General features: G+C 64.4%; 20 protein-coding genes. 10 read left to right on the forward strand and 10 right to left on the reverse strand.

The features are described 5' to 3' along the window. Positions 1-64: 64 nt before the first annotated feature. On the reverse strand, positions 65-271 hold the full coding sequence (locus VGV41_RS21400) for a YdcH family protein (protein WP_326866192.1): 207 nt from the start codon (positions 269-271) through the stop codon (positions 65-67). A 225-nt stretch (positions 272-496) separates the two neighbouring features. Here VGV41_RS21400 and VGV41_RS21405 point away from each other — a divergent pair, with 225 nt between their 5' ends. From VGV41_RS21405 to VGV41_RS21425, 5 genes are all read left to right on the forward strand, one after another. Then, positions 497-682: a YdcH family protein gene (locus VGV41_RS21405; protein ID WP_326866193.1), complete on the forward strand. Its 186-nt coding sequence runs from the start codon at positions 497-499 to the stop codon at positions 680-682. A gap of 273 nt (positions 683-955) precedes the next feature. Continuing rightward, positions 956-1,936 carry a tripartite tricarboxylate transporter substrate binding protein gene (locus tag VGV41_RS21410; RefSeq protein WP_326866194.1) on the forward strand — a complete coding sequence of 327 codons (981 nt, stop codon included), beginning with the start codon at positions 956-958 and terminating at the stop codon, positions 1,934-1,936. Between the two features lie 88 nt (positions 1,937-2,024). Further along, complete coding sequence (locus tag VGV41_RS21415; protein ID WP_326866197.1) at positions 2,025-2,342, forward strand: hypothetical protein; 318 nt, start codon at positions 2,025-2,027, stop codon at positions 2,340-2,342. A gap of 131 nt (positions 2,343-2,473) precedes the next feature. Then, positions 2,474-3,175, forward strand: a complete 702-nt coding sequence (locus VGV41_RS21420; protein ID WP_326866198.1) for a PadR family transcriptional regulator — start codon at positions 2,474-2,476, stop codon at positions 3,173-3,175. Continuing rightward, positions 3,172-3,330 (forward strand): hypothetical protein, encoded by a 159-nt coding sequence (locus tag VGV41_RS21425; RefSeq protein WP_326866199.1) that lies wholly within the window; start codon positions 3,172-3,174, stop codon positions 3,328-3,330. The genes VGV41_RS21420 and VGV41_RS21425 overlap by 4 nt, the downstream gene beginning before the upstream one ends. 3 nt (positions 3,331-3,333) lie before the next feature. Here VGV41_RS21425 and VGV41_RS21430 read toward each other — a convergent pair whose 3' ends face one another. Next, the gene (locus VGV41_RS21430) at positions 3,334-4,080 is read right to left on the reverse strand and encodes an enoyl-CoA hydratase-related protein (protein WP_326866201.1); all 747 of its coding nucleotides are present in this window, start codon (positions 4,078-4,080) and stop codon (positions 3,334-3,336) included. Positions 4,081-4,152: 72 nt separating this feature from the next. Here VGV41_RS21430 and VGV41_RS21435 point away from each other — a divergent pair, with 72 nt between their 5' ends. Beyond that, positions 4,153-4,596, forward strand: coding sequence for an SRPBCC family protein (locus VGV41_RS21435; protein ID WP_326866202.1), 444 nt, complete (start codon positions 4,153-4,155; stop codon positions 4,594-4,596). Between the two features lie 23 nt (positions 4,597-4,619). Here VGV41_RS21435 and VGV41_RS21440 read toward each other — a convergent pair whose 3' ends face one another. Continuing rightward, positions 4,620-5,609, reverse strand: coding sequence for a tripartite tricarboxylate transporter substrate binding protein (locus VGV41_RS21440; protein WP_326866203.1), 990 nt, complete (start codon positions 5,607-5,609; stop codon positions 4,620-4,622). Positions 5,610-5,811: 202 nt separating this feature from the next. On the opposite strand from VGV41_RS21440, the gene VGV41_RS21445 reads away from it, so the two are divergent. Next, positions 5,812-6,081 carry a hypothetical protein gene (locus VGV41_RS21445; RefSeq protein WP_326866204.1) on the forward strand — a complete coding sequence of 90 codons (270 nt, stop codon included), beginning with the start codon at positions 5,812-5,814 and terminating at the stop codon, positions 6,079-6,081. Between the two features lie 101 nt (positions 6,082-6,182). On the opposite strand, the gene VGV41_RS21450 is transcribed toward VGV41_RS21445, so the two are convergent. Genes VGV41_RS21450 through VGV41_RS21465 form a run of 4 tightly spaced genes read right to left on the reverse strand, consistent with a single transcriptional unit; the run spans position 6,183 to position 11,682 of the window. After that, a complete protein-coding gene (locus VGV41_RS21450; RefSeq protein WP_326866206.1) occupies positions 6,183-7,988 on the reverse strand; it encodes a cobaltochelatase CobT-related protein in 1,806 nt (601 codons plus the stop codon). Positions 7,989-7,990: 2 nt separating this feature from the next. Then, positions 7,991-9,229 carry a DUF6884 domain-containing protein gene (locus tag VGV41_RS21455; RefSeq protein ID WP_326866207.1) on the reverse strand — a complete coding sequence of 413 codons (1,239 nt, stop codon included), beginning with the start codon at positions 9,227-9,229 and terminating at the stop codon, positions 7,991-7,993. Continuing rightward, complete coding sequence (locus VGV41_RS21460; RefSeq protein ID WP_326866208.1) at positions 9,229-10,869, reverse strand: acyl-CoA synthetase; 1,641 nt, start codon at positions 10,867-10,869, stop codon at positions 9,229-9,231. Before VGV41_RS21460 ends, VGV41_RS21455 begins: the two co-directional genes overlap by 1 nt. Positions 10,870-10,917: 48 nt before the next feature. Then, positions 10,918-11,682 (reverse strand): sulfite exporter TauE/SafE family protein, encoded by a 765-nt coding sequence (locus VGV41_RS21465; protein WP_326866210.1) that lies wholly within the window; start codon positions 11,680-11,682, stop codon positions 10,918-10,920. Between the two features lie 288 nt (positions 11,683-11,970). Between VGV41_RS21465 and VGV41_RS21470 the strand changes: the two genes are divergently transcribed. Together VGV41_RS21470 and VGV41_RS21475 are read left to right on the forward strand one after the other, a co-directional pair. Then, on the forward strand, positions 11,971-13,887 hold the full coding sequence (locus VGV41_RS21470; RefSeq protein ID WP_326866211.1) for a propionyl-CoA synthetase: 1,917 nt from the start codon (positions 11,971-11,973) through the stop codon (positions 13,885-13,887). 85 nt (positions 13,888-13,972) lie between these two features. Further along, a complete protein-coding gene (locus tag VGV41_RS21475; protein WP_326866212.1) occupies positions 13,973-14,323 on the forward strand; it encodes an endonuclease domain-containing protein in 351 nt (116 codons plus the stop codon). A 90-nt stretch (positions 14,324-14,413) separates the two neighbouring features. Here VGV41_RS21475 and VGV41_RS21480 read toward each other — a convergent pair whose 3' ends face one another. After that, positions 14,414-14,707, reverse strand: coding sequence for a DUF1330 domain-containing protein (locus VGV41_RS21480; RefSeq protein ID WP_326866213.1), 294 nt, complete (start codon positions 14,705-14,707; stop codon positions 14,414-14,416). Between the two features lie 109 nt (positions 14,708-14,816). Next, a complete protein-coding gene (locus VGV41_RS21485) occupies positions 14,817-15,101 on the reverse strand; it encodes a hypothetical protein (RefSeq protein WP_326866214.1) in 285 nt (94 codons plus the stop codon). A gap of 253 nt (positions 15,102-15,354) precedes the next feature. Here VGV41_RS21485 and VGV41_RS21490 point away from each other — a divergent pair, with 253 nt between their 5' ends. After that, positions 15,355-16,293 carry a helix-turn-helix domain-containing protein gene (locus tag VGV41_RS21490; RefSeq protein ID WP_326866216.1) on the forward strand — a complete coding sequence of 313 codons (939 nt, stop codon included), beginning with the start codon at positions 15,355-15,357 and terminating at the stop codon, positions 16,291-16,293. A gap of 10 nt (positions 16,294-16,303) precedes the next feature. Here the strand turns inward: VGV41_RS21490 and VGV41_RS21495 are convergent, their stop codons facing one another. Further along, the gene (locus tag VGV41_RS21495; protein ID WP_326866217.1) at positions 16,304-17,017 is read right to left on the reverse strand and encodes a hypothetical protein; all 714 of its coding nucleotides are present in this window, start codon (positions 17,015-17,017) and stop codon (positions 16,304-16,306) included. Between the last annotated feature and the right edge of the window lie 800 nt (positions 17,018-17,817).

Here is a 17,817-nt window from a genome sequence, read left to right on the forward strand (position 1 = left end):
GCTCGCGTCTTTCAGGCGCTTGCTTCCCTCTCCCCGTGCAGAACGGGGAGAGGGAAGCAAGCGACTAAGCGATGATATCCGGCGTCAGCTGATCTTCGACAGCGCGGATCTTGTCGCGCAGCACCAGCTTGCGCTTCTTCAGCCGCTGCACCTGGATTACGTCGGCGCCCGGCGAGGCGATCAGTGCGGCGATCGCGGCGTCGAGATCGCGGTGCTCCTGCTGCAGGCGCGCCAATTGCTCCCGCAACGCGCGTTCGTCCTCGTCCGTCATCGCCACCGCTGTTTGAGCGCCGCCGGGAACAGGAATCGGCCCGGCGCCTGGAACCAGTATTACGTTTTCCACACGTCCGTTCAAGGCGGCGGAAACCGTTGCTTTACCAACAGCTTCGGGTTCCCTGCGAGGCGGCAGCGGTCACGTCTTTGTTCTCGCGCGAAGGCGCCGATTGCGCTACACTATGAATGTTCGGGAGAACCACGGATTGAGGAGACATTCTGCATGTCGATGCAATCGCACCTCGCGGAACTCGAAAAGAAGCACCGGGCTCTTGAAGTTGAGCTCAACGATTGCCTGGCGCACCGCGCGACTGACGATCTGAGAATTGTGGAACTCAAACGCAAGAAATTATCGGTAAAGGACGAGATCGAAAGGCTGCGCCATAACGGCCTGGCCAGCGTGCATTAACACCGCCGATCTGAACTTCTTCTCTGAGGGGGAAACCGCCGGCTCGCAGCCGCGAGGCGGCGGTTTTGTATTTTTTACCCCGCGCAATTGCGCCTTGCGGCGCGCGTGCCGGCACCGCAGCAATTCAGCCGAAGAATAGCGGCTATCCGCACGGCCAATTAGGCAATCGGCCGCCGCGCCTCTATCTTGCGCGGCCCGTGCAGTGCCGCGCAACGGGCAGATGCAATCAACAGTACGCAATCGACAAGCGGCAAGGCGACGGAGGAAACTGCAATGCGCAAGACGATGAGAGTTCTGGGGCTGGTTTTGCTGCTCGCCAGCGCGGCGATCGGCGGCAGTGCGGCGCGCGCCGACGATTATCCCACGCGCAAGATCACCTTGGTGGTGCCTTATCCGCCCGGCGGCGGCGTCGACGCCATGGCGCGGGTGATGGCGCAGAAGCTGTCGGAGGCCTTCCATCAGCAGGTGATCGTCGAGAACCGCGGCGGCGCCGGTGGCACTGTCGGCACGCGCTTCGTCGCGCGCGCGGCGCCGGATGGCTACACGCTGCTGCTCGGTCACACCGGCACCATCTCGATCAACCCGAGCCTCTATCCCAAGCTCGACATCGACCCGCGCAAGGACTTCGCGCCGATCGGCCTCGTCGCCTCGATGCCGGTGGCGCTGCTCGCCAATCCGTCGTTCCCGGCCAAGACCGTCGCCGACGTGATCGCGATGGCCAAGAAGGAGCCGGGCAAGCTCAATCTCGGCACCTCAGCCATGGGCACCGGCGGCTACATGTGCGCCGAATTGTTCAAATCCGAAGCCGACATCAAGGTCGCCGTCATTCCGTACAAGGGCACGGCGCCGGTCATGACCGATCTCCTCGGTGGCCAGGTGCCGATGGCCTTCGGCGTGCTGCCGCCGGCGCTCGGCAATCTGAAGGCCGGCACGCTGCGCGCCATCGCCGTCACCAGCAAGAAACGCTTCTCGCTGCTGCCGGACGTGCCAACCTTCGACGAGTCGGGCATGCCGGGCTTCGAGGCGGTCCTGCATTACGGCCTGCTGGCGCCGTACGGCACGCCGGCGCCAATCGTCGACAAGCTCAGCGCTGCGGTACGCAAGGCGGTCGACGATCCGGAGGTGCAGAAGCGCATCCATTTCGAAGGTGGCGATCCGCTTACCTCGACGCCGGCCGAATACGCGGCCGACATCGACAAGGAAGAGAAGAAGTGGGGCGGGCTGGTGCACAAGCTCGGCCTCAAGGTGGAGTGAGGCGGGGAGGGCTGGCGCCCGCCGCAGTCGCGCCCTATTCTCGGCCGACAGTTTCGGCCTGCTTCGAACAGCCATTGGGGGGTTACCCATGACCCGTTCCGACTCGCTCCGCCGGCGTGCACTGGCGGTCGCCGCGGCCTCCGGACTGGCGCTGATGCTGGCCTCGGCGGCGCACGCCTTCCAATTCGATAGCGCGCAGGGCGTCACCGGCGGGCAGTCGTCGATCGTCGATCCCGACTCACGCTTCGGCTATTCGCAGAACGGCAACGGCAACGGCAACAGCAATAGCGACGGCAAGACCACGATCCAGAACGGCAATACGACGCTGCAGTTCGGCTCCGGCTCGGACGTGCGCAACTACAATCCGAGCAACATGTTCAATCCGTATTACCGCGACGGCCGCTGACCGCCGCCGCCTCCAATCCGATTTCACGAAGGCCGGGCCGCAAGGTCCGGCCTTTGTCGTTGTGGGGGCGGCCAGGCCTTGACGGTGATTATCCGTTACCGTATATACGTATACGAATATACGGTGATCCTATGACCTCGACCCGACCCTCCAATCCCTTGGCGCTTGCTGTGCTCGCGCTGCTGTTCGAACGGCCGATGCACCCTTACGAGATGGCATCGACGCTGAAGACGCGGCACAAGCACGAGAGCATCAAGCTCCGCTACGGCTCGCTCTACACGGTGATCGACGCGCTCGCCGCGCGCGGTCTGATCGCGGCGCGCGAGAGCGAGCGGGAAGGCCGCCGCCCCGAGCGCACCGTCTACACGCTGACGCCGTCCGGCCTCGACGAATTGCGCGACTGGATGCGCGACCTGCTGCGCGCGCCGGCCAAGGAGTATCCGCAATTTGAGGCGGCGCTGTCGCTGCTGCCGGTGCTGCCGCCGGACGAGGCGGTTTTGCTGCTGCGCGCGCGTGCGCTCGAGCTCAGCGGCACGATCTGGAAGATGGAAGCGCAGCTCGGCGAACTGTCGCACCAAACGATCGATGCCGTCGCCGGCGGACAGGATATCCCGCCGGGGCTCGCCGGACAGAGGTTTCCGCCGCTGTTCACCGTCGAGAGCGAGTACCACTTGGCGATGGTGCGCGCCGAGCTCGCCTTCGTGAACGATCTCGTGCGCCGCATCGTCGAGGAGGGCTGGGGCCCCGTCGAGGTCTGGCGCAGCGTCCAGGCCGCCTGCGCGCAGCAGCACGACAACACTTCCAGGTCCGTCAGTAAGAGGAGTCCGTCATGAGCGCCGACACGCTGCACAACGAGCAGAAGATCGATCCCTACGCCGACAAGGCGCTGAGCTGGTACGGCTGGGGCTCGCCGATCGGCTTTTCCATCCTCGTCCTGTCGATCGCCGGCTCGCTCTGGCTGCTGCACCAGGCAGGTCTGTGGCGCTGAGCGTTATTTCTTCTTGTTGAGGAAGGCGGCAAAGGCGGCCTTCGCCTCCGGCGAGACGAGGCGTTTGCGGAAGGCTTCCGCCTCGGCCTCGATATGGCCGTCGATCTGCGCCTGTGCACCGCGCATCAGCCGGCGTGAGGCGGCGACTGCATGCGGCGGCAGCGCCGCGATCTCGCGCGCGGCGGCGAGCGCGGCGCTCTCCAACTCCGCCGCCGCCACCACGGTATTGACGATGCCGGCCGCTTTCGCTGCGGTCGCGGTGAGCGGCCGTCCCATCACCAGCAGTTCGAACGCGCGCGCGTGACCCATCAGGCGCGGCGCGATCAGGCTCGACGCCGCCTCCGGCACCAGCCCGAGTGCGACGAAGGGCGTCGACAGCACCGCATCCTCCGCCGCGACGACGTGATCGCAATGCAGGAGCATGGTGGTGCCGACGCCGACGGCGCGGCCGGCGACCGCGGCGACCAGCGGCTTCTCCGAACGGTTGAGCGCGTGCAGGAAGCGCAGGATCGGCGCCCCGAGCGCGCCGCTCGTCGTCATCTCGACGAAATCACCGATGTCGTTGCCGGCGCAGAAGCCGGTTTCGTGCCCCGTGATCAGCAGGCAGCGCAGGTCGTCGCGCGCCGCCGCGCCCTCGATCGCCTCGGCCATCCCCTCGTACATCGAAAGCGTCAGCGCGTTCTTCTTCTCCGGCCGGTTCATGCGCAGGGTACGGACCGCGCCGTCGTCGCTGACGATGATGTCGGGCATGGAATGCGCCTTCAGGAAACGGGTGGCCGCGACGCCTCGCGCGCGCCATGTGATCGCGCAAGGAGCTTACCCATGGCCAAGGCTTATTACAGCACCATCTTCACCCGGCCGGCCGACGCCGTCTGGGGCGTCATCCGCGATTTCAACAACTACCCGGTCTGGGTCGACGGCGCCGGCCAAAGCGTCATCGAGGACGGCCGCAGCGGCGACGCCGTCGGCTGCGTGCGCAACGTGCTCTACAACGGCGCGCGGCGCCGGCAGCGGCTGCTGGCGCTGTCCGACATCGAGCGGTCGCAGACCTACGAATTCGCCGGCGATAGTCCGCTGCCGGTCACGAACTTCCAGGCGACGCTCCGCGTCACCCCGGTGGTCGACGGCGACCGCGCCTTCGTCGAGTGGTTCGCGACCTTCGACTGCCAACCCGGGGACCACGACGCGCGCGTGACATCGTTGCGCGACGCCTTCGCCGGCTGGCTGGAGTCGCTCAGGCGCTCGCTGGCGAAGGCCGGGACCTGACGCCTGCGCGCTCGTGCCGCCGCTCAGTTCGCGACCTGGATGTTCGCCTGTTTGGCGATCATGGCGAACTTCGCGCTTTCCGAGCGCACGAAGGCTTCGACCTCCTTGAGCCCCAGCGGCCGCGGCACGATGCCCTGCACCATCAGTTTGTCGGCAAGCACCTTGTCCTCGAGGCCGGCATTGGCGGCCCGGTTGAGCGTCTCGAGCACGGCCGGCGGCGTCTTCGCCGGCGCGAACATGCCGAACCAGTTCAGCAGCTCGTAGCCCTTGAGCTTCGGATCGCCGGCGCTGAGCGGCTCGACATCGGGCAGTTGCGGCATGCGCTCTTTTGACGTGACCGCGACCGCGCGCAGCTTGCCGCCTTTGATCAGCGGCAGCGCCGCGGCGAGGCTCGAGAAGCTCATGGTCACGACGCCGGCCGCCACGTCGGTGACGGCCGGAGCGGAGCCGCGATAGGGCACGTGCAGCACCTTGATGCCGGCCATCGAATTCATCAGCTCGCCGGCGAGCTGCTGCGGATTGCCGACGCCGGACGACGAGAACGACAGCTTGCCGGGATTGGCGCGCGCGTAGGCGATGAGTTCTTTCGGATTGTGCACCGGCGTCTTGTCGGCCACGACGACGACGCAGGGCACGATGCCGACCAACGCGAACGGCACCAGATCCTTGTCGGGATCGTAGGTCATCGTCTTGAAGATGTGCTGGTTGATGGCGACCTCGCCGGACGCCGCCGCCAGCAGCGTGTAGCCGTCGGGCTCGGCCTTCGCCACCGCGTTCGATGCGATCATGGCGCTGGCGCCGGGCCGGTTCTCGACAATGATGGTCTGGTGGAACGCCTTGCTCATGGGATCGCCGAGCAGGCGGGCGACGATGTCGACGCCGCCGCCGGCGGCGTAACCGACGATGATGCGGATGGTCCGGGTCGGGTACGCGGCTTCGGCCGCCGCTCCTTGCATGACCGCGCCGGCAGCCACTGCGGCCGCGCCGGCCAGAAACACCCGTTTCGTGAGCATCGCATGTCCTCCCCTGGTATTTTGTTTTTCAGGCGCGGATTGTCACCCGGCGACGGGATGCCTTCAAGTCGGTGTGCCGGCCCCCGACGGGAGGCGCTCCGATTCTCGCCTTATTGTTCGAGAAAGGTTCGCGGCACGTTTGCGTATTTGCAGCGGCAGGTGCAGGTAAGTCGCTGCGGCCTATTGCCGGGAGGGATTGGTCATGCGGTTTGCAGCGATGCTCGTGCTCCTGACGTCCCTCGTCGGCTGCGCGCAATACGACGACATGCGGAGCGCGAACCTGGCGGCGTCGGCGCGGGACAGAGTGGCGTCCGATGACGCGGCCTGCCGGCCGTCCGGCGCGCCCGGCTCTCCTGGCTACGACGATTGCCGGAAGCGATTGGCCAACCAGCAGGCCAGCGAGTCGCAAAGCCACCAAAGGCTCGTCGATCAGATGATGAACGAGGGCGCGCGCGAGGCGCACGGACAATAGTGCAGACACCCTGGTCTTGACGGTTCGGCCAGGGGCCAAGGCCCGACCCGAGCGCCATCCCGCAAGGCTCCATGTGGCTTCACGATGCGTGTGGCCGAAGGCTACGTAAGTCCTCGACCTGCCACTCTGGCTTTCCGGTGCGCCACCATTCTCAAGCGCCGGGCCTTGGCGGCCTCTCCTTCGTCGTTGTTGAATTCGCGCAGAATTTTTAAGACATACGGACTGAGCTTTTTGTAAATGTCCTCTATCGAATCTATTCGAACCGAACGGCTGAAAATGCCGTCGAGGTCCGCCTTGATCGGCACGCCAATAACGTCGACGCGTTTCTCGGCTTCCATCAGGGCGACGACATCGCGAAAATAATTCGTAGTGGCGTTGCGGAGCTCCTTATTTTTCTTGTTGATATACGTTCCGCTGATGTCGCCGTCGGTCACCACGAACAGCAAGCGATGCTTGGCCGGGCTGTTTTTCAGCCGGTCATAGGTCCACATCATGGCTTCGCCGTCGTAGCTCAAATAATGCATCTGCGTATCGAGAACGCTGCACAGGCGTTGCACCGTCAGCAGATTGTGCGGCTCTTCGCGTGTCTTGAAGAGCAGGTAAAGCATGGAGCGGTTGCGCCCCGTAACCCGCGGGATAGCCTCACCGGTCGTCGTATGACCGATAATTTCGGTTGGGATTCCGCCGCGGGTCAAAAGCTCGCTGAAGCGGTCGGCCACCATGAAGCTCAAGAGAGAGCGATCATCCTCCTGCATCGAGACCGACAAATTGAACAGGAAGATCGCTTCGGTCTGGCGCTCCTGTTGCGCCTCCTCGATCAGCTTTACCTCCAGAGGCTGGCCGAAGGGATCGATGACGGTTTGGGTGAGGTGAAGCGGCCGGCTGCCCCCTTCATCGGCAATCTGCCAGCGCATGGCGGACTTGGCGGGCCACGTTTCCTTGGCGTACTGCTCCCATGCCCGCTGCGTCCTGGTTAGCTCCCGCGCGTGCTGAAGATAGAGGTCCTTGATCGTGGCGGGCACGATAGGCCAGCTGACGAATTGATCTGGACGTGTAACGCGATCCGTGACGGCGGCGGCCACCGGAAGATAATAATCGAGATTGGGAACCTCGCCGTTTGCATGGCGCTTTTTGCGCGGCGCAGAGCGCTTGTGCCTGCTTGCCGACTTTTTATCCGATGCCGGCGGCGCCTTTATTGCACCGGCGCCTGCATTTTTCGACGCGGCGCTAATTCTTTCCATCAGCGCGCGATAATTCAAAATGGTCTTGTCAGGGTCGTGCTGAAGCAGTGGGAAAAAAGCTGCCACCGCTTCATTCAGCTCGCTCAGCGGATGAAAGAATCGTGCGAACTGTTGCCGCTTGTTGAAAAGGCCGCGAATGATCCTGGCGAATTCAGACTGTCTTTTCCCGGAAAATTGAAAGATCCGCTCTTCGGTCAACAGCGGCTCCAGATCCTGCGTTTTGACGGCCAATCCAGGCAGCGTCTCGCGTGCGGCGCGCAAGACCACGAGAAAGGCGGCCAGATCGTACTGCATGATCTGCAGATTCGACGTTTTAAGGAGATATCCCTGCAGCGCTTGAAGATTGTTTTGGATGCCGGGATAGTTTGCGTATTCGCTCGAGGCAAAGGCCACATAGCCCATGGCATCGAGCCCTGCATCGAACATATAGGCTTGCTCGGTATGCACCGGCCGGATCGCCGTCACAAATTCGGTGTCGAGAAAGCGCAGGGCAAGCGCTCGCAGGTCATAAAATCCCTTCAAGGCCTGTTCGGCTTTGGGGTCCCACGGAATAGTGGGCAAGGATCCGACAGGCGTATTTCTCTTTGCCCCGGTCAGTCCGGCCAGGTTTTTCAACATGTCTTCCGGATTGACTGGAGAGTGCCTTTTTTTAGCTTGGCCGCGCATCGTCACCCTTGAAATTGTCGTCTCTCAGCGAGTCCGGAGCTCAGGAGCCCAAGACGCTCTTGCTCTGCTATGAGACGAGATAGACAATCGAAGAAATCGGAATCGACTTCATAATCGACGTGATTCACATTCCAGAGGTGAGACTTGACGATTGCTGCATTGTCGGTATCGAAACCAAGCCAATCCTTGGATGCTGGTTCCTGCGCGGCAAGGAGGCCAATCGAATTTCGTTCGATGAATCCCCTGAGGCTTTCAGGTCCTGGCTCGTCAGCGATGTTCAGCAGAAGCACCTTCATCCTTCTAATATAGTCGCTCACCTTCTGCTCAAGTGGCTGCTCAATTGCGACGACTTCGGGAGGCGCGCTCGATTTTCTTGCCCAAGTCGGGCAGGCGATGGAATCTCGCTTCATTATGGCCTTTCCGATATGTAGTCGAAAAACAGAGCCGCGATGGTTGCCAGAGCCGGCAGCCGTGCCTTTGTGGTTCCGTAGGCGCCCGTAGAGCGAGCTTTTCGATCCTGCGTGCAAGCCATGAGTTCCGATTCGAACAACACGTTGAGCGCCTCTGTCGGCACGGAGTTCGCCATCTTCGAAGACGAAATAGACGCCGCGTTTGGGGGTCGTCGACGAACTAATCGCTTGGAAATATTGTGGTCCGCCGGTTATTCGACTTAATCGCTCAATACATGAATAGAATGCGTCGATTTTTCGACTTGGTGCGTTTGACGCGCTCCGATTTGGAGCTGAAGGTGCAAGTGTTCGCTGTTTCCTAGATTGCTGCTCCAATTCGATACTGGGATCAATCCCGATCCCAGACTCGATCAGATTGTAGAGACGGCCCGGAATGAATCCCATACTAAGGCCTTGGACAGGTCGCGTGACCTCGTTGCCAAGTGAGCGGATCATAGGGACAAGGTAACGGCAATAATCTTCGCCGGCCGTCACGATGACGTTGTCGCCGTCTTTGATCAGCGGCTTAAGCTGCGCAAAAACTTCTGTAGACCACTTTCGCTTCCGTCCGACTGGAGCTCCCTTCAGCGTTTCTTCGTAGGGCTCTATCTCACGTTCTGGATCGACTAGCCCATATTTAGCGGACAAAATGAACCATCGATCTCCGAATGTTTCTGCAAAAGCCCGTTGAGCCTTGAATAGGGTGGATTCGTAGAGGTCCTTCGCCTTCGACGTGCGAGTGCGCTTGCTTTTTACGCATGAGACCAAAACTATCGTACGTGTTCTAGGCATCACACCGCCTTCGCCATCTCGCGCAGCTTGAACTTCTGGATCTTCCCCGTGCTCGTCTTCGGGATGTCCGCGAAGACGATCGTGCGTGGCACCTTGTAGCCGGCGAGGTGCTTCCTGCACCACTGCACCAGCTCGTCCGGCGTCGCGCTCATGCCGACCTTGAGCTCGACGAAGGCGCAGGGCGTCTCACCCCATTTGTCGTCGGGCTTGGCGACGACCGCGACGGCCATCACCGCCGGATGCTTGTACAGCGCGTCTTCGACTTCGATGGAGGAGATGTTCTCGCCGCCGGAGATGATGATGTCCTTGGAGCGGTCCTTGAGCTGGATGTAGCCGTCGGGGTGCATAACGCCGAGATCGCCGGTGTGGAACCAGCCGCCGGCAAAGGCCGCGTCGGTCGACCTCCTGTTCTTGAGATAGCCCTTCATCACCACGTTGCCGCGCATCATCACTTCACCGAGCGTCTCGCCGTCGCGCGCGACCGGGATCATCGTCTCGGGATCGAGGACGTCGAGCCCTTCCAGCGCGCCGTAACGCACGCCCTGGCGCGCCTTCTTCATCGCCTGCTCGGCGAGGGGCAGCGCGTCCCATTCCTTGTGCCAGTCATTGACCACGGCCGGGCCGTAGCATTCGGTCAGCCCGTAGAGATGCGTGACGTTGAAGCCGGCTTCCTTCATCGCAGCGAGCACCGCTTCCGGCGGCGGCGCCGCGGCGGTGAAGAACTCGACGCCATGCGGCAGCGGCTTCTTCTCGGCCTCCGGCGCGTTGAGCAAGGTCGCCATGACGATCGGCGCGCCGCAGAGATGCGTTACCTTGTGCGTGGCGATGGCATCGTACATCGCCGCCGCCCGCACCGCGCGCAGGCAGACATGCGTGCCGGCGACGACCGACAGCGACCACGGGAAGCACCAGCCGTTGCAGTGGAACATCGGCAGCGTCCACAGATACACGGGATGCTTGCCCATCGCGCAGGTGACGACGTTGCCGACCGCGAGCAGATGCGCGCCGCGGTGATGATAGACGACGCCCTTCGGGTCGCCGGTGGTGCCGCTCGTGTAGTTGAGCGTGATCGCGTCCCACTCGTCGTCCGGCATCTTCCAGGCGTAACCGGGATCGCCGTCGGCGATAAAGGTCTCGTATTCGATCGAGCCCAGCCGCTCGCCGGCGCCCGCGTATTCGGGATCGTCGTAGTCGATGACCAGCGGCTTCACCCTGCAGAGCGACAAAGCCTCCTTCATCACCGTCGCAAATTCGCGGTCGATGATGACGACCTTCGCCTCGGCGTGGTCGAGCGAAAAGGCGATGATGGCGGCGTCGAGCCGGGTGTTGAGCGTGTTGAGCACCGCCCGGCACATCGGGACGCCGTAATGGCATTCCAGCATGGCCGGCGTGTTGGCCAGCATCACCGAGACGGTGTCGCCGCGCCCGATGCCGCGCTTCTCGAGCGCCGAGGCAAGCTGGCGGGCGCGCGCGTAGAAGTCGGCGTAGGTGCGCCGCAGCCGTCCGTGGACGATCGCCGTGTGCTGCGGGAACACACCCGCCGCGCGCGCGAGGAAGCCGAGCGGCGTCAGCGGCTGGTGATTGGCCGGGTTGCGGTCGAGACCAAGATCGTAAGGTGTGTCGGTGGGCGTTTTCGCCATTCGGGGGTCCCCCTGGCGAAAAAGTAGCGGGCAATCGCGCTTCTGTCATCAATGCCAGAGCTGCAATATCCCCTCGCGCGTCAGCTCGACCGAGATGACAAGCATCAGGATCAGCGTCAGGCGATAGAACAGTTCCTGCGAGATGCGGCGCACCAGGAAGAAGCCGAGCTGGTTGGCGGCGAGCGCGAGCGGCAACATCGCCAGCGAGGTGCCGAGCCCCTTGGTCGAGAACTGGCCGAGCGCGACATAGGGCACGACCTTCATGGCATTGAGCGAGGCGAAGAACATCGCCGTGGTGCCGACGTAGAGCATCTTCGGCAGCTTCTGCGACAGCACGTACATCTGATAGGGCGGGCCGCCCGCCTGGCAGATCGTCGAGGTGAAGCCCGACAGCGCGCCCCAGACGACGCCGGCCGGCACGCTGCCGGCGGAGGCCGGCCGCGGCATGCGCATCATCACCGTGAACGAGTAGATCACGAATACGATGGTGGTGACGCCAATGAAGACGCGCACCGCGGCGTCGGAAATGTAGGCGGCCAGCACGCCGCCGCCGGCGATGCCGATCAGCGCGCCGGGGATCATGATGGCGAGGATGCGGCGGTCCCAGTCGCGCCGGTAGACCCAGACGGCGTTCATGTCCTGCACGATCATGATCGGCAGGAAGATCGCGGCGGCCTCGAGCGGCGGCATCACCAGCGCCAGGAGCGGCGTCGCCATCTGGCCGACCCCGGCGAAGCCGCCCTTGGACAGCCCGAGCGCGATCACCGAGGGGATCGCCAGCGCGTAGAACAGGGGGTCGGTGATGACGGTCACGGGCTCTCTTTCTTCCCTCTCCCCGTTTTTCACGGGGAGAGGGTGGCGAGGACCGGCAGGTCCGAGCCGGGTGAGGGGCTGTGCACGGCCCCTCACCCGGCCGCCTTCGCTGCACTCAGGCGGCCGACCTCTCCCCGTAATACGGGGAGAGGTGAAGCGCGTCCGCGGCTGGCGCATTACCTAGAAATTTGCGCCGGATCAAAGCCTAAGAGGTGCGGCCGCGCCAGCCTTGTTTGCGCATGCCGCCCGTTCCACTATTGCGGCCAAGAAGTCTAGGAGGCCGCAACCATGGACATCCGCGCCAGCCGCTACCACGACGTCTACGCCCACTGGCAGTGCACGCCCGAGGTGTTCTGGGCCGAGGCGGCGGCCGACATCCACTGGTACGAGAAACCGAAGACGATCTTCGATCCCGACGCCGGCATCTACGGCCGCTGGTTCGCCGGCGGCATCACCAACACCTGCTACAACTGCCTCGACCGCCAGGTGGCGAACGGCCGCAACGACCAGGTCGCGCTGATCTACGATTCGCCGGTCACCAAAACGGTCAAGACCTTCACCTACGGCCGCATGCTGTCCGAAGTGCAATTGCTCGGCGCCATGCTGCGCGACTTCGGCGTGACGAAGGGCGACCGCGTCATCATCTACATGCCGATGGTGCCGGAGGCGGTGTTCGCGATGCTCGCCTGCGCGCGCATCGGCGCGGTGCACTCGGTGGTGTTCGGCGGCTTCGCGGCGAAGGAACTCGCCACCCGCATCGACGATGCGCAGCCGAAGGTCATTCTTTCGGCGAGCTGCGGCATCGAGGGTGCGCGCGTCATCGCCTACAAGCCGCTGCTCGACGAGGCGATCGCCCTGGCGAAGCACAAGCCGCAGGCCTGCATGATCCTGCAGCGGCCGCAATGCGAGGCCGCGCTCACCGAAGGCCGCGACCACGACTGGCGCAAGGTGTGGGAGCACGCGGTCGAATACGCCAAGACGTCGGACTGCGTGCCCGTTGCCGCCACCGACCCGCTCTACATCCTCTACACCTCGGGCACCACCGGCATCCCGAAGGGCGTCGTGCGCGACAATGGCGGCCACATGGTCGCGCTGAAATGGTCGATGCAGAACCTCTACGGCATCGACCCCGGCGAAGTGTGGTGGTGCGCCTCCGACATCGGCTGGGTGGTCGGCCATTCCTACATCGTCTACGCGCCGCTGCTGCACGGCTGCACCTCGATCCTGTACGAGGGCAAGCCGATCGGCACGCCCGACGCCGGCGCCTTCTGGCGCGTCATCGCGCAACATAAAGCCGTCGCGCTGTTCACCGCGCCGACCGCCTTCCGCGCCATCAAGAAGGAAGACCCGGACGGCAAGCTCATCGCGCAGCACGATCTGTCGCGCTTCCGCACGCTCTTCCTCGCCGGCGAGCGCGCCGACCCGCCGACCATCCAGTGGGCCGAGGACATGCTGCACGTGCCGGTGATCGACCACTGGTGGCAGACGGAGACCGGCTGGTGCATCGCCGGCAATCCGGTGGGCCTCGGCGCGCTGCCGGTGCGCTACGGCTCGGCGACCGTGCCGATGCCCGGCTACCATATCGACATCGTCGACGAGGCCTGCCACGTGCTGCCGGCCGACAAGATCGGCTCGATCGTCGTCAAATTGCCGCTGCCGCCGGGCTGCTTCCCGACCTTGTGGCATCAGGACGAGCGCTTCCGCGAAGCCTACCTCAACGAGTTTCCCGGCTACTACAAGACCGCCGACGCCGGCTTCAAGGACGCCGACGGCTACGTCTACGTCATGAGCCGCACCGACGACATCATCAACGTCGCCGGCCATCGTCTCTCGACCGGCGGCATGGAGGAGGTGCTGGCCGCGCACGCGGACGTCGCCGAATGCGCCGTGCTCGGCATCAAGGATGAGTTGAAGGGGGAGGTGCCCTGCGGCTTCATCGTGCTCAAAGCCGGGGTCAATCGGCCGCCGACCGAGATCGAGCGCGAGATCGTCGCGCTGGTGCGCGAGAAGATCGGTCCGGTCGCGGCGTTCAAGATCGCGATCACGGTTCAGCGCCTGCCGAAGACGCGCTCCGGCAAAATTCTCCGCGGCACCATCAAGAAGATGGCCGACGGCGATCCCTGGACCATGCCGGCGACCATCGACGATCCCGTCGTGCTGGACGAGATCGGCGAGGCGTTGAAGGGGCACGGGGTCGGGGGCTAGCGTCGCCGCATGCGCGCTTTCCCTCTCCCCGTTTACGGGGAGAGGGTGGCCCTCGCTTTAGCGAGGGCCGGGTGAGGGGCAATTGATGCGCGGTCCGAATGAGCGACGCGTCAATCTGGAGCGCAAGCTCCGCAGGCAATCCACGGACGCCGAGACGCGGTTGTGGCTTTGCCTGCGCGACCGCCGCCTGTGTGGTTCCAAATTCGTCCGCCAGGAAGCAATTGAGTCGTACGTTGTCGACTTCATCTGTCGCGAGAGGCGACTAATCATTGAGGTCGATGGCGGGCAGCATGCGGACAATCAGAACGATCGCGACCGAGACCGCATGCTTTCTGCGGCAGGATATCGTGTGCTCCGATTCTGGAATACCGATGTGCTGAAAAATCAGGATGGTGTGCTGCAAGTCATCGCAGACGCTCTTGAGGCAAAACTCTAATCGACGCGCCTGCCCCTCACCCGGCTCGCTTTGCTCGCCACCCTCTCCCCGCTACGCGGGGCGAGGGAAGGCCGCGATCGGCTCGGCGCTTCACTTCCCCTCCACCACCCGCATATCCCGCTCCACATTCCCCTTGCCCAGCAGCCTGAGCGCCTCGGTGTAGCCGGGCGTGTCGTGGCAGGCGATCGCGGCCTCCAAACTATCGAACTCGATCAGCACCACGCGCTGCTCCATGCCGGCCTCCCAGATCTTCTTCGGCATGCCGAGCGCGAGCAGGCGGCCGCCGGCCTTTTCGATCGCCGGCACGGCGAGCTTGGCGTAGGCCTCCCAGGCGGCCGGGTTCTTGATCCAGCGATAGGTGACGACCCAATAGGCTTTCGGCATGGCGTTCTCCCGGCGTCCGCGCCCGGCCCGCGCCGCGCACGTTCATGCGCGGAAGTCTACACGACTCGGCGCGCCTGCCGAAGATACCTTGCCGCCCGATCCCCGCGGCCTAATCGCTCGCCTTTGAATGGCTTTTGAGAAACGCGATCTCCGCGTCCGACAGCGGCCCATCGCGACGCCGGCGCTCCGGCGCGCCGACGCCGTATTCGCCGCGCATGAACTCGGCCGGATCGACGTCGGGACAATGTAGCGCAACCAGCATCGCCGCCTCGCGCCTGCGGCTTTCGTGCATCGCGCGGATGTAGGCCTTCCAGAAGCGGAGCGCGGCCGCCGTCGCCAGCCGCCCAATCATCGACAGGGTCGTGGCGATGCGGCGCGAGAGCTGCGCGCTCATGTGCGCGTTCTTCTGTTGGATAGCCGATAGTCGATGGTCCGCGGGCGCGCGCGCCGCCAGGTCGGCGTTGCGCGGGAATGACCTATGTGCGGACGGAATGGTGAAAGGCCGCTGCGGCAATAAATCGTTCTGCATGGGGTTTACCTACGCACCGCAGCGCCACGCATCTTGGGCCTGCGCGCAGGCGGCTTGGCCGATAGTGCAGGCCTGACACATTCGTAAAGTAGAATTTTAAGAACCGGGGCGACGTGAAATGCGGGAATGGTCTACGGACGCCGTGCGCGCGCACGAGCGGTTTTCCTATTGGCGCGAGGCGATCTGCCAATCGATCTTCAATCTCGATATCGAAGCGCCGGCCGGGCCGTTCTCGGCGCGGCTCAGCGCGCGTTCGGCCGGCGCGGTCCGCATCGCGACCGGCGAGTCGACGCGCTACGAGCTGATCCGCGGCGCGCGCGAAGCGGCCAACGATACCGAAGCGCAGTATTCGATCTATCTGCAGTTGCGCGGGCAGCTCGATATCACGCAGGGCGGTGAGACCTTCACCTTCGCGCCGAGTGATATCGGGATTTCCGATCTGCAGCGGCCGCTGCGCGGCGCGCATACGGACGGCGGCCGCCGCATCACCATCGTTTTGCCGCGCGAGATCCTCGAGCGGCGTGCGCCCTGGCTGCGCAAGGCGGCGATGCGGCGCCTGGCCGCCGGTGCGCCTTACGTCGACCTCGCGCGTCGCCACATGCTCGAGCTGGCCGGAAGCCCGACGATGAGCGAAAGCACGACCGCGCTGATGATCGAGAATCTCTGCAACCTGCTGGCGCTGGCGAGCGCGAGCGGCCTGCAGCCGGCCCGGCTGCAGCCGGAACTGCAGACCGAAGCGATGCTCGCCTTCTGCCGCCAGCACCTGCACGAGACCGAACTGAAGCCGCAGCGCGTGGCCGATCGGCTCGGCGTGTCGCTGCGCACGCTGCATTCGCGCTTCAAGGCGGTCGGCTCGACCTTCGGCCAGTGGGTGCTGGAGGAGCGGCTCAAGGCCTGCTCCGTGGCGCTGCGCGACGACACCCAGCGCGGCGTGAAGATCTCCGACATCGCCTTCCGCTGGGGCTTCAACGACCTGTCGCATTTCAACAAGTCGTTTCGTGCGCGCTTCGGCCGGACGCCGGCCGAGTGGCGCAGCCGGCTGGAGGACGCGCCATGACGACAGGCATCTACCGCGGGCGGCGCTGATACGAATTATAGAGATCGTCGTTGATCACATAGGCGACGCCATCGGCCTTCAGCGCGTAGTCGGCATCGAGCGTGCGCGTGCGGAAGCTCCAGCCCTTGGGCAGCTTCAGCCGCGCGCCGAGCTTCGGCAGATCGTCCGCCGTCAGCTTCGGGTCCGCGATCTGCGCGTAGGACTGCATCATGTAGACGTCGCCGTTGGGCGCGATCAGCTCGTAGACCGGGCGGCCGGCTCTGTAGTGGAACACGGTCGTGCGCGCGACCTTGTTCGCCTTGTAGAACCGGTCGCCGACGGTGCCCTGCCAGAGCTTCGTCGTCAGCGTTGCGCGCTCCACCATGCCGATGCCGCCGAAGCTGACCGTCTTGCCGGCTTTCGTTGCGCCGGAGGCTTCGATGCCGTCGATGGTCCAGTAGCGCGGGCCGTTGAGCTTCACGCGCGAGACGTCGAGCTGTTTCGCCAATGCGCGCGCGTCGAGCTTCGCCCATTGCTCGGCCGGGCAGAAGTTCAAGCCCAGCGTGTTGTAGACGGCGACATGGAAGGTCAGCCGCTCGCGGTCGACGGTGATGACCTCGCAATAGCGGACGTTACGCAGGTCGGGCGGGATGCTGATCGTTTGCGCTGCCTGCGTCGCGGCGGGGCAGGCGCATGCGGCGATCAGGGCTGCAACGGTCAGGGAGGCGGCGAACGACGGGGTCATGGATGGCATCTCCGCGCTTCGGCGAATGTCGCCCCATGATCCGCGGCGGCGCGGTCGTGGCAATTGGAGAAATTTGACCGCATCGGCGCAGGATGGCGAAGGAAAATAGACCTTGACTGTGGCAGTGGTAGGCCTATAGTCCACGTCGCCTGCTCATGAGGGGCGCTTCTAGAGGCGATCCTGAGGTGGAGCAGCTCGGACGGGAGGCGCCGGAGATGCGGCGTCCGAACCCGGCCGGGGCCGAAGCGGGGCGACCTGCTTCGGTGAGCGCGGCGCCCGCGCGCGTGCCTCGCACGCACGCTCCCGGGAGGCCCCGCCCAGCCGCCCGCCGGCATTAAGACCGGCTGCCCGCAGTTCTACGGAGCGATGGGCTGCACGCGGCGGAGACGAAGGAGTGGCGGGAGCCGCTCCGGATCGGGGGCTTGAACACGGGCCCCGTCTCTGCCCGGAAGCGCGGCCAAAGGGGACAGAAACCGCCGCACGTGGAGCGCCGGGTGGCGAGCGCGCCGATCGCAAGGCGCGCCGCCGCCGATGAGGCGGCTCAAGTTACGGTGCGCCACCCGGCGCTCCATCCCCTCGTTGTTCAGAGGGGGAAACCGGACGACGGCGTACCCGGCGCCGCAAAGAATACGGGCGATGGCGCGCGCCTGTGTCCGGTCCGATGAAAACTGCTACAAGCCCGCCTGGTTGAAGATCGATCCCGATCGATGCACGTGGTGTGGAATGGCCGCCGATCATCCTCTTGTTGTAAGCGTCAATCAGTTGAACGCCATCCGTTCCGAGCTCTGGCGATACTGGCA

The organism is Pseudolabrys sp., from assembly GCF_035943735.1.
Taxonomy (GTDB): domain Bacteria; phylum Pseudomonadota; class Alphaproteobacteria; order Rhizobiales; family Xanthobacteraceae; genus Pseudolabrys.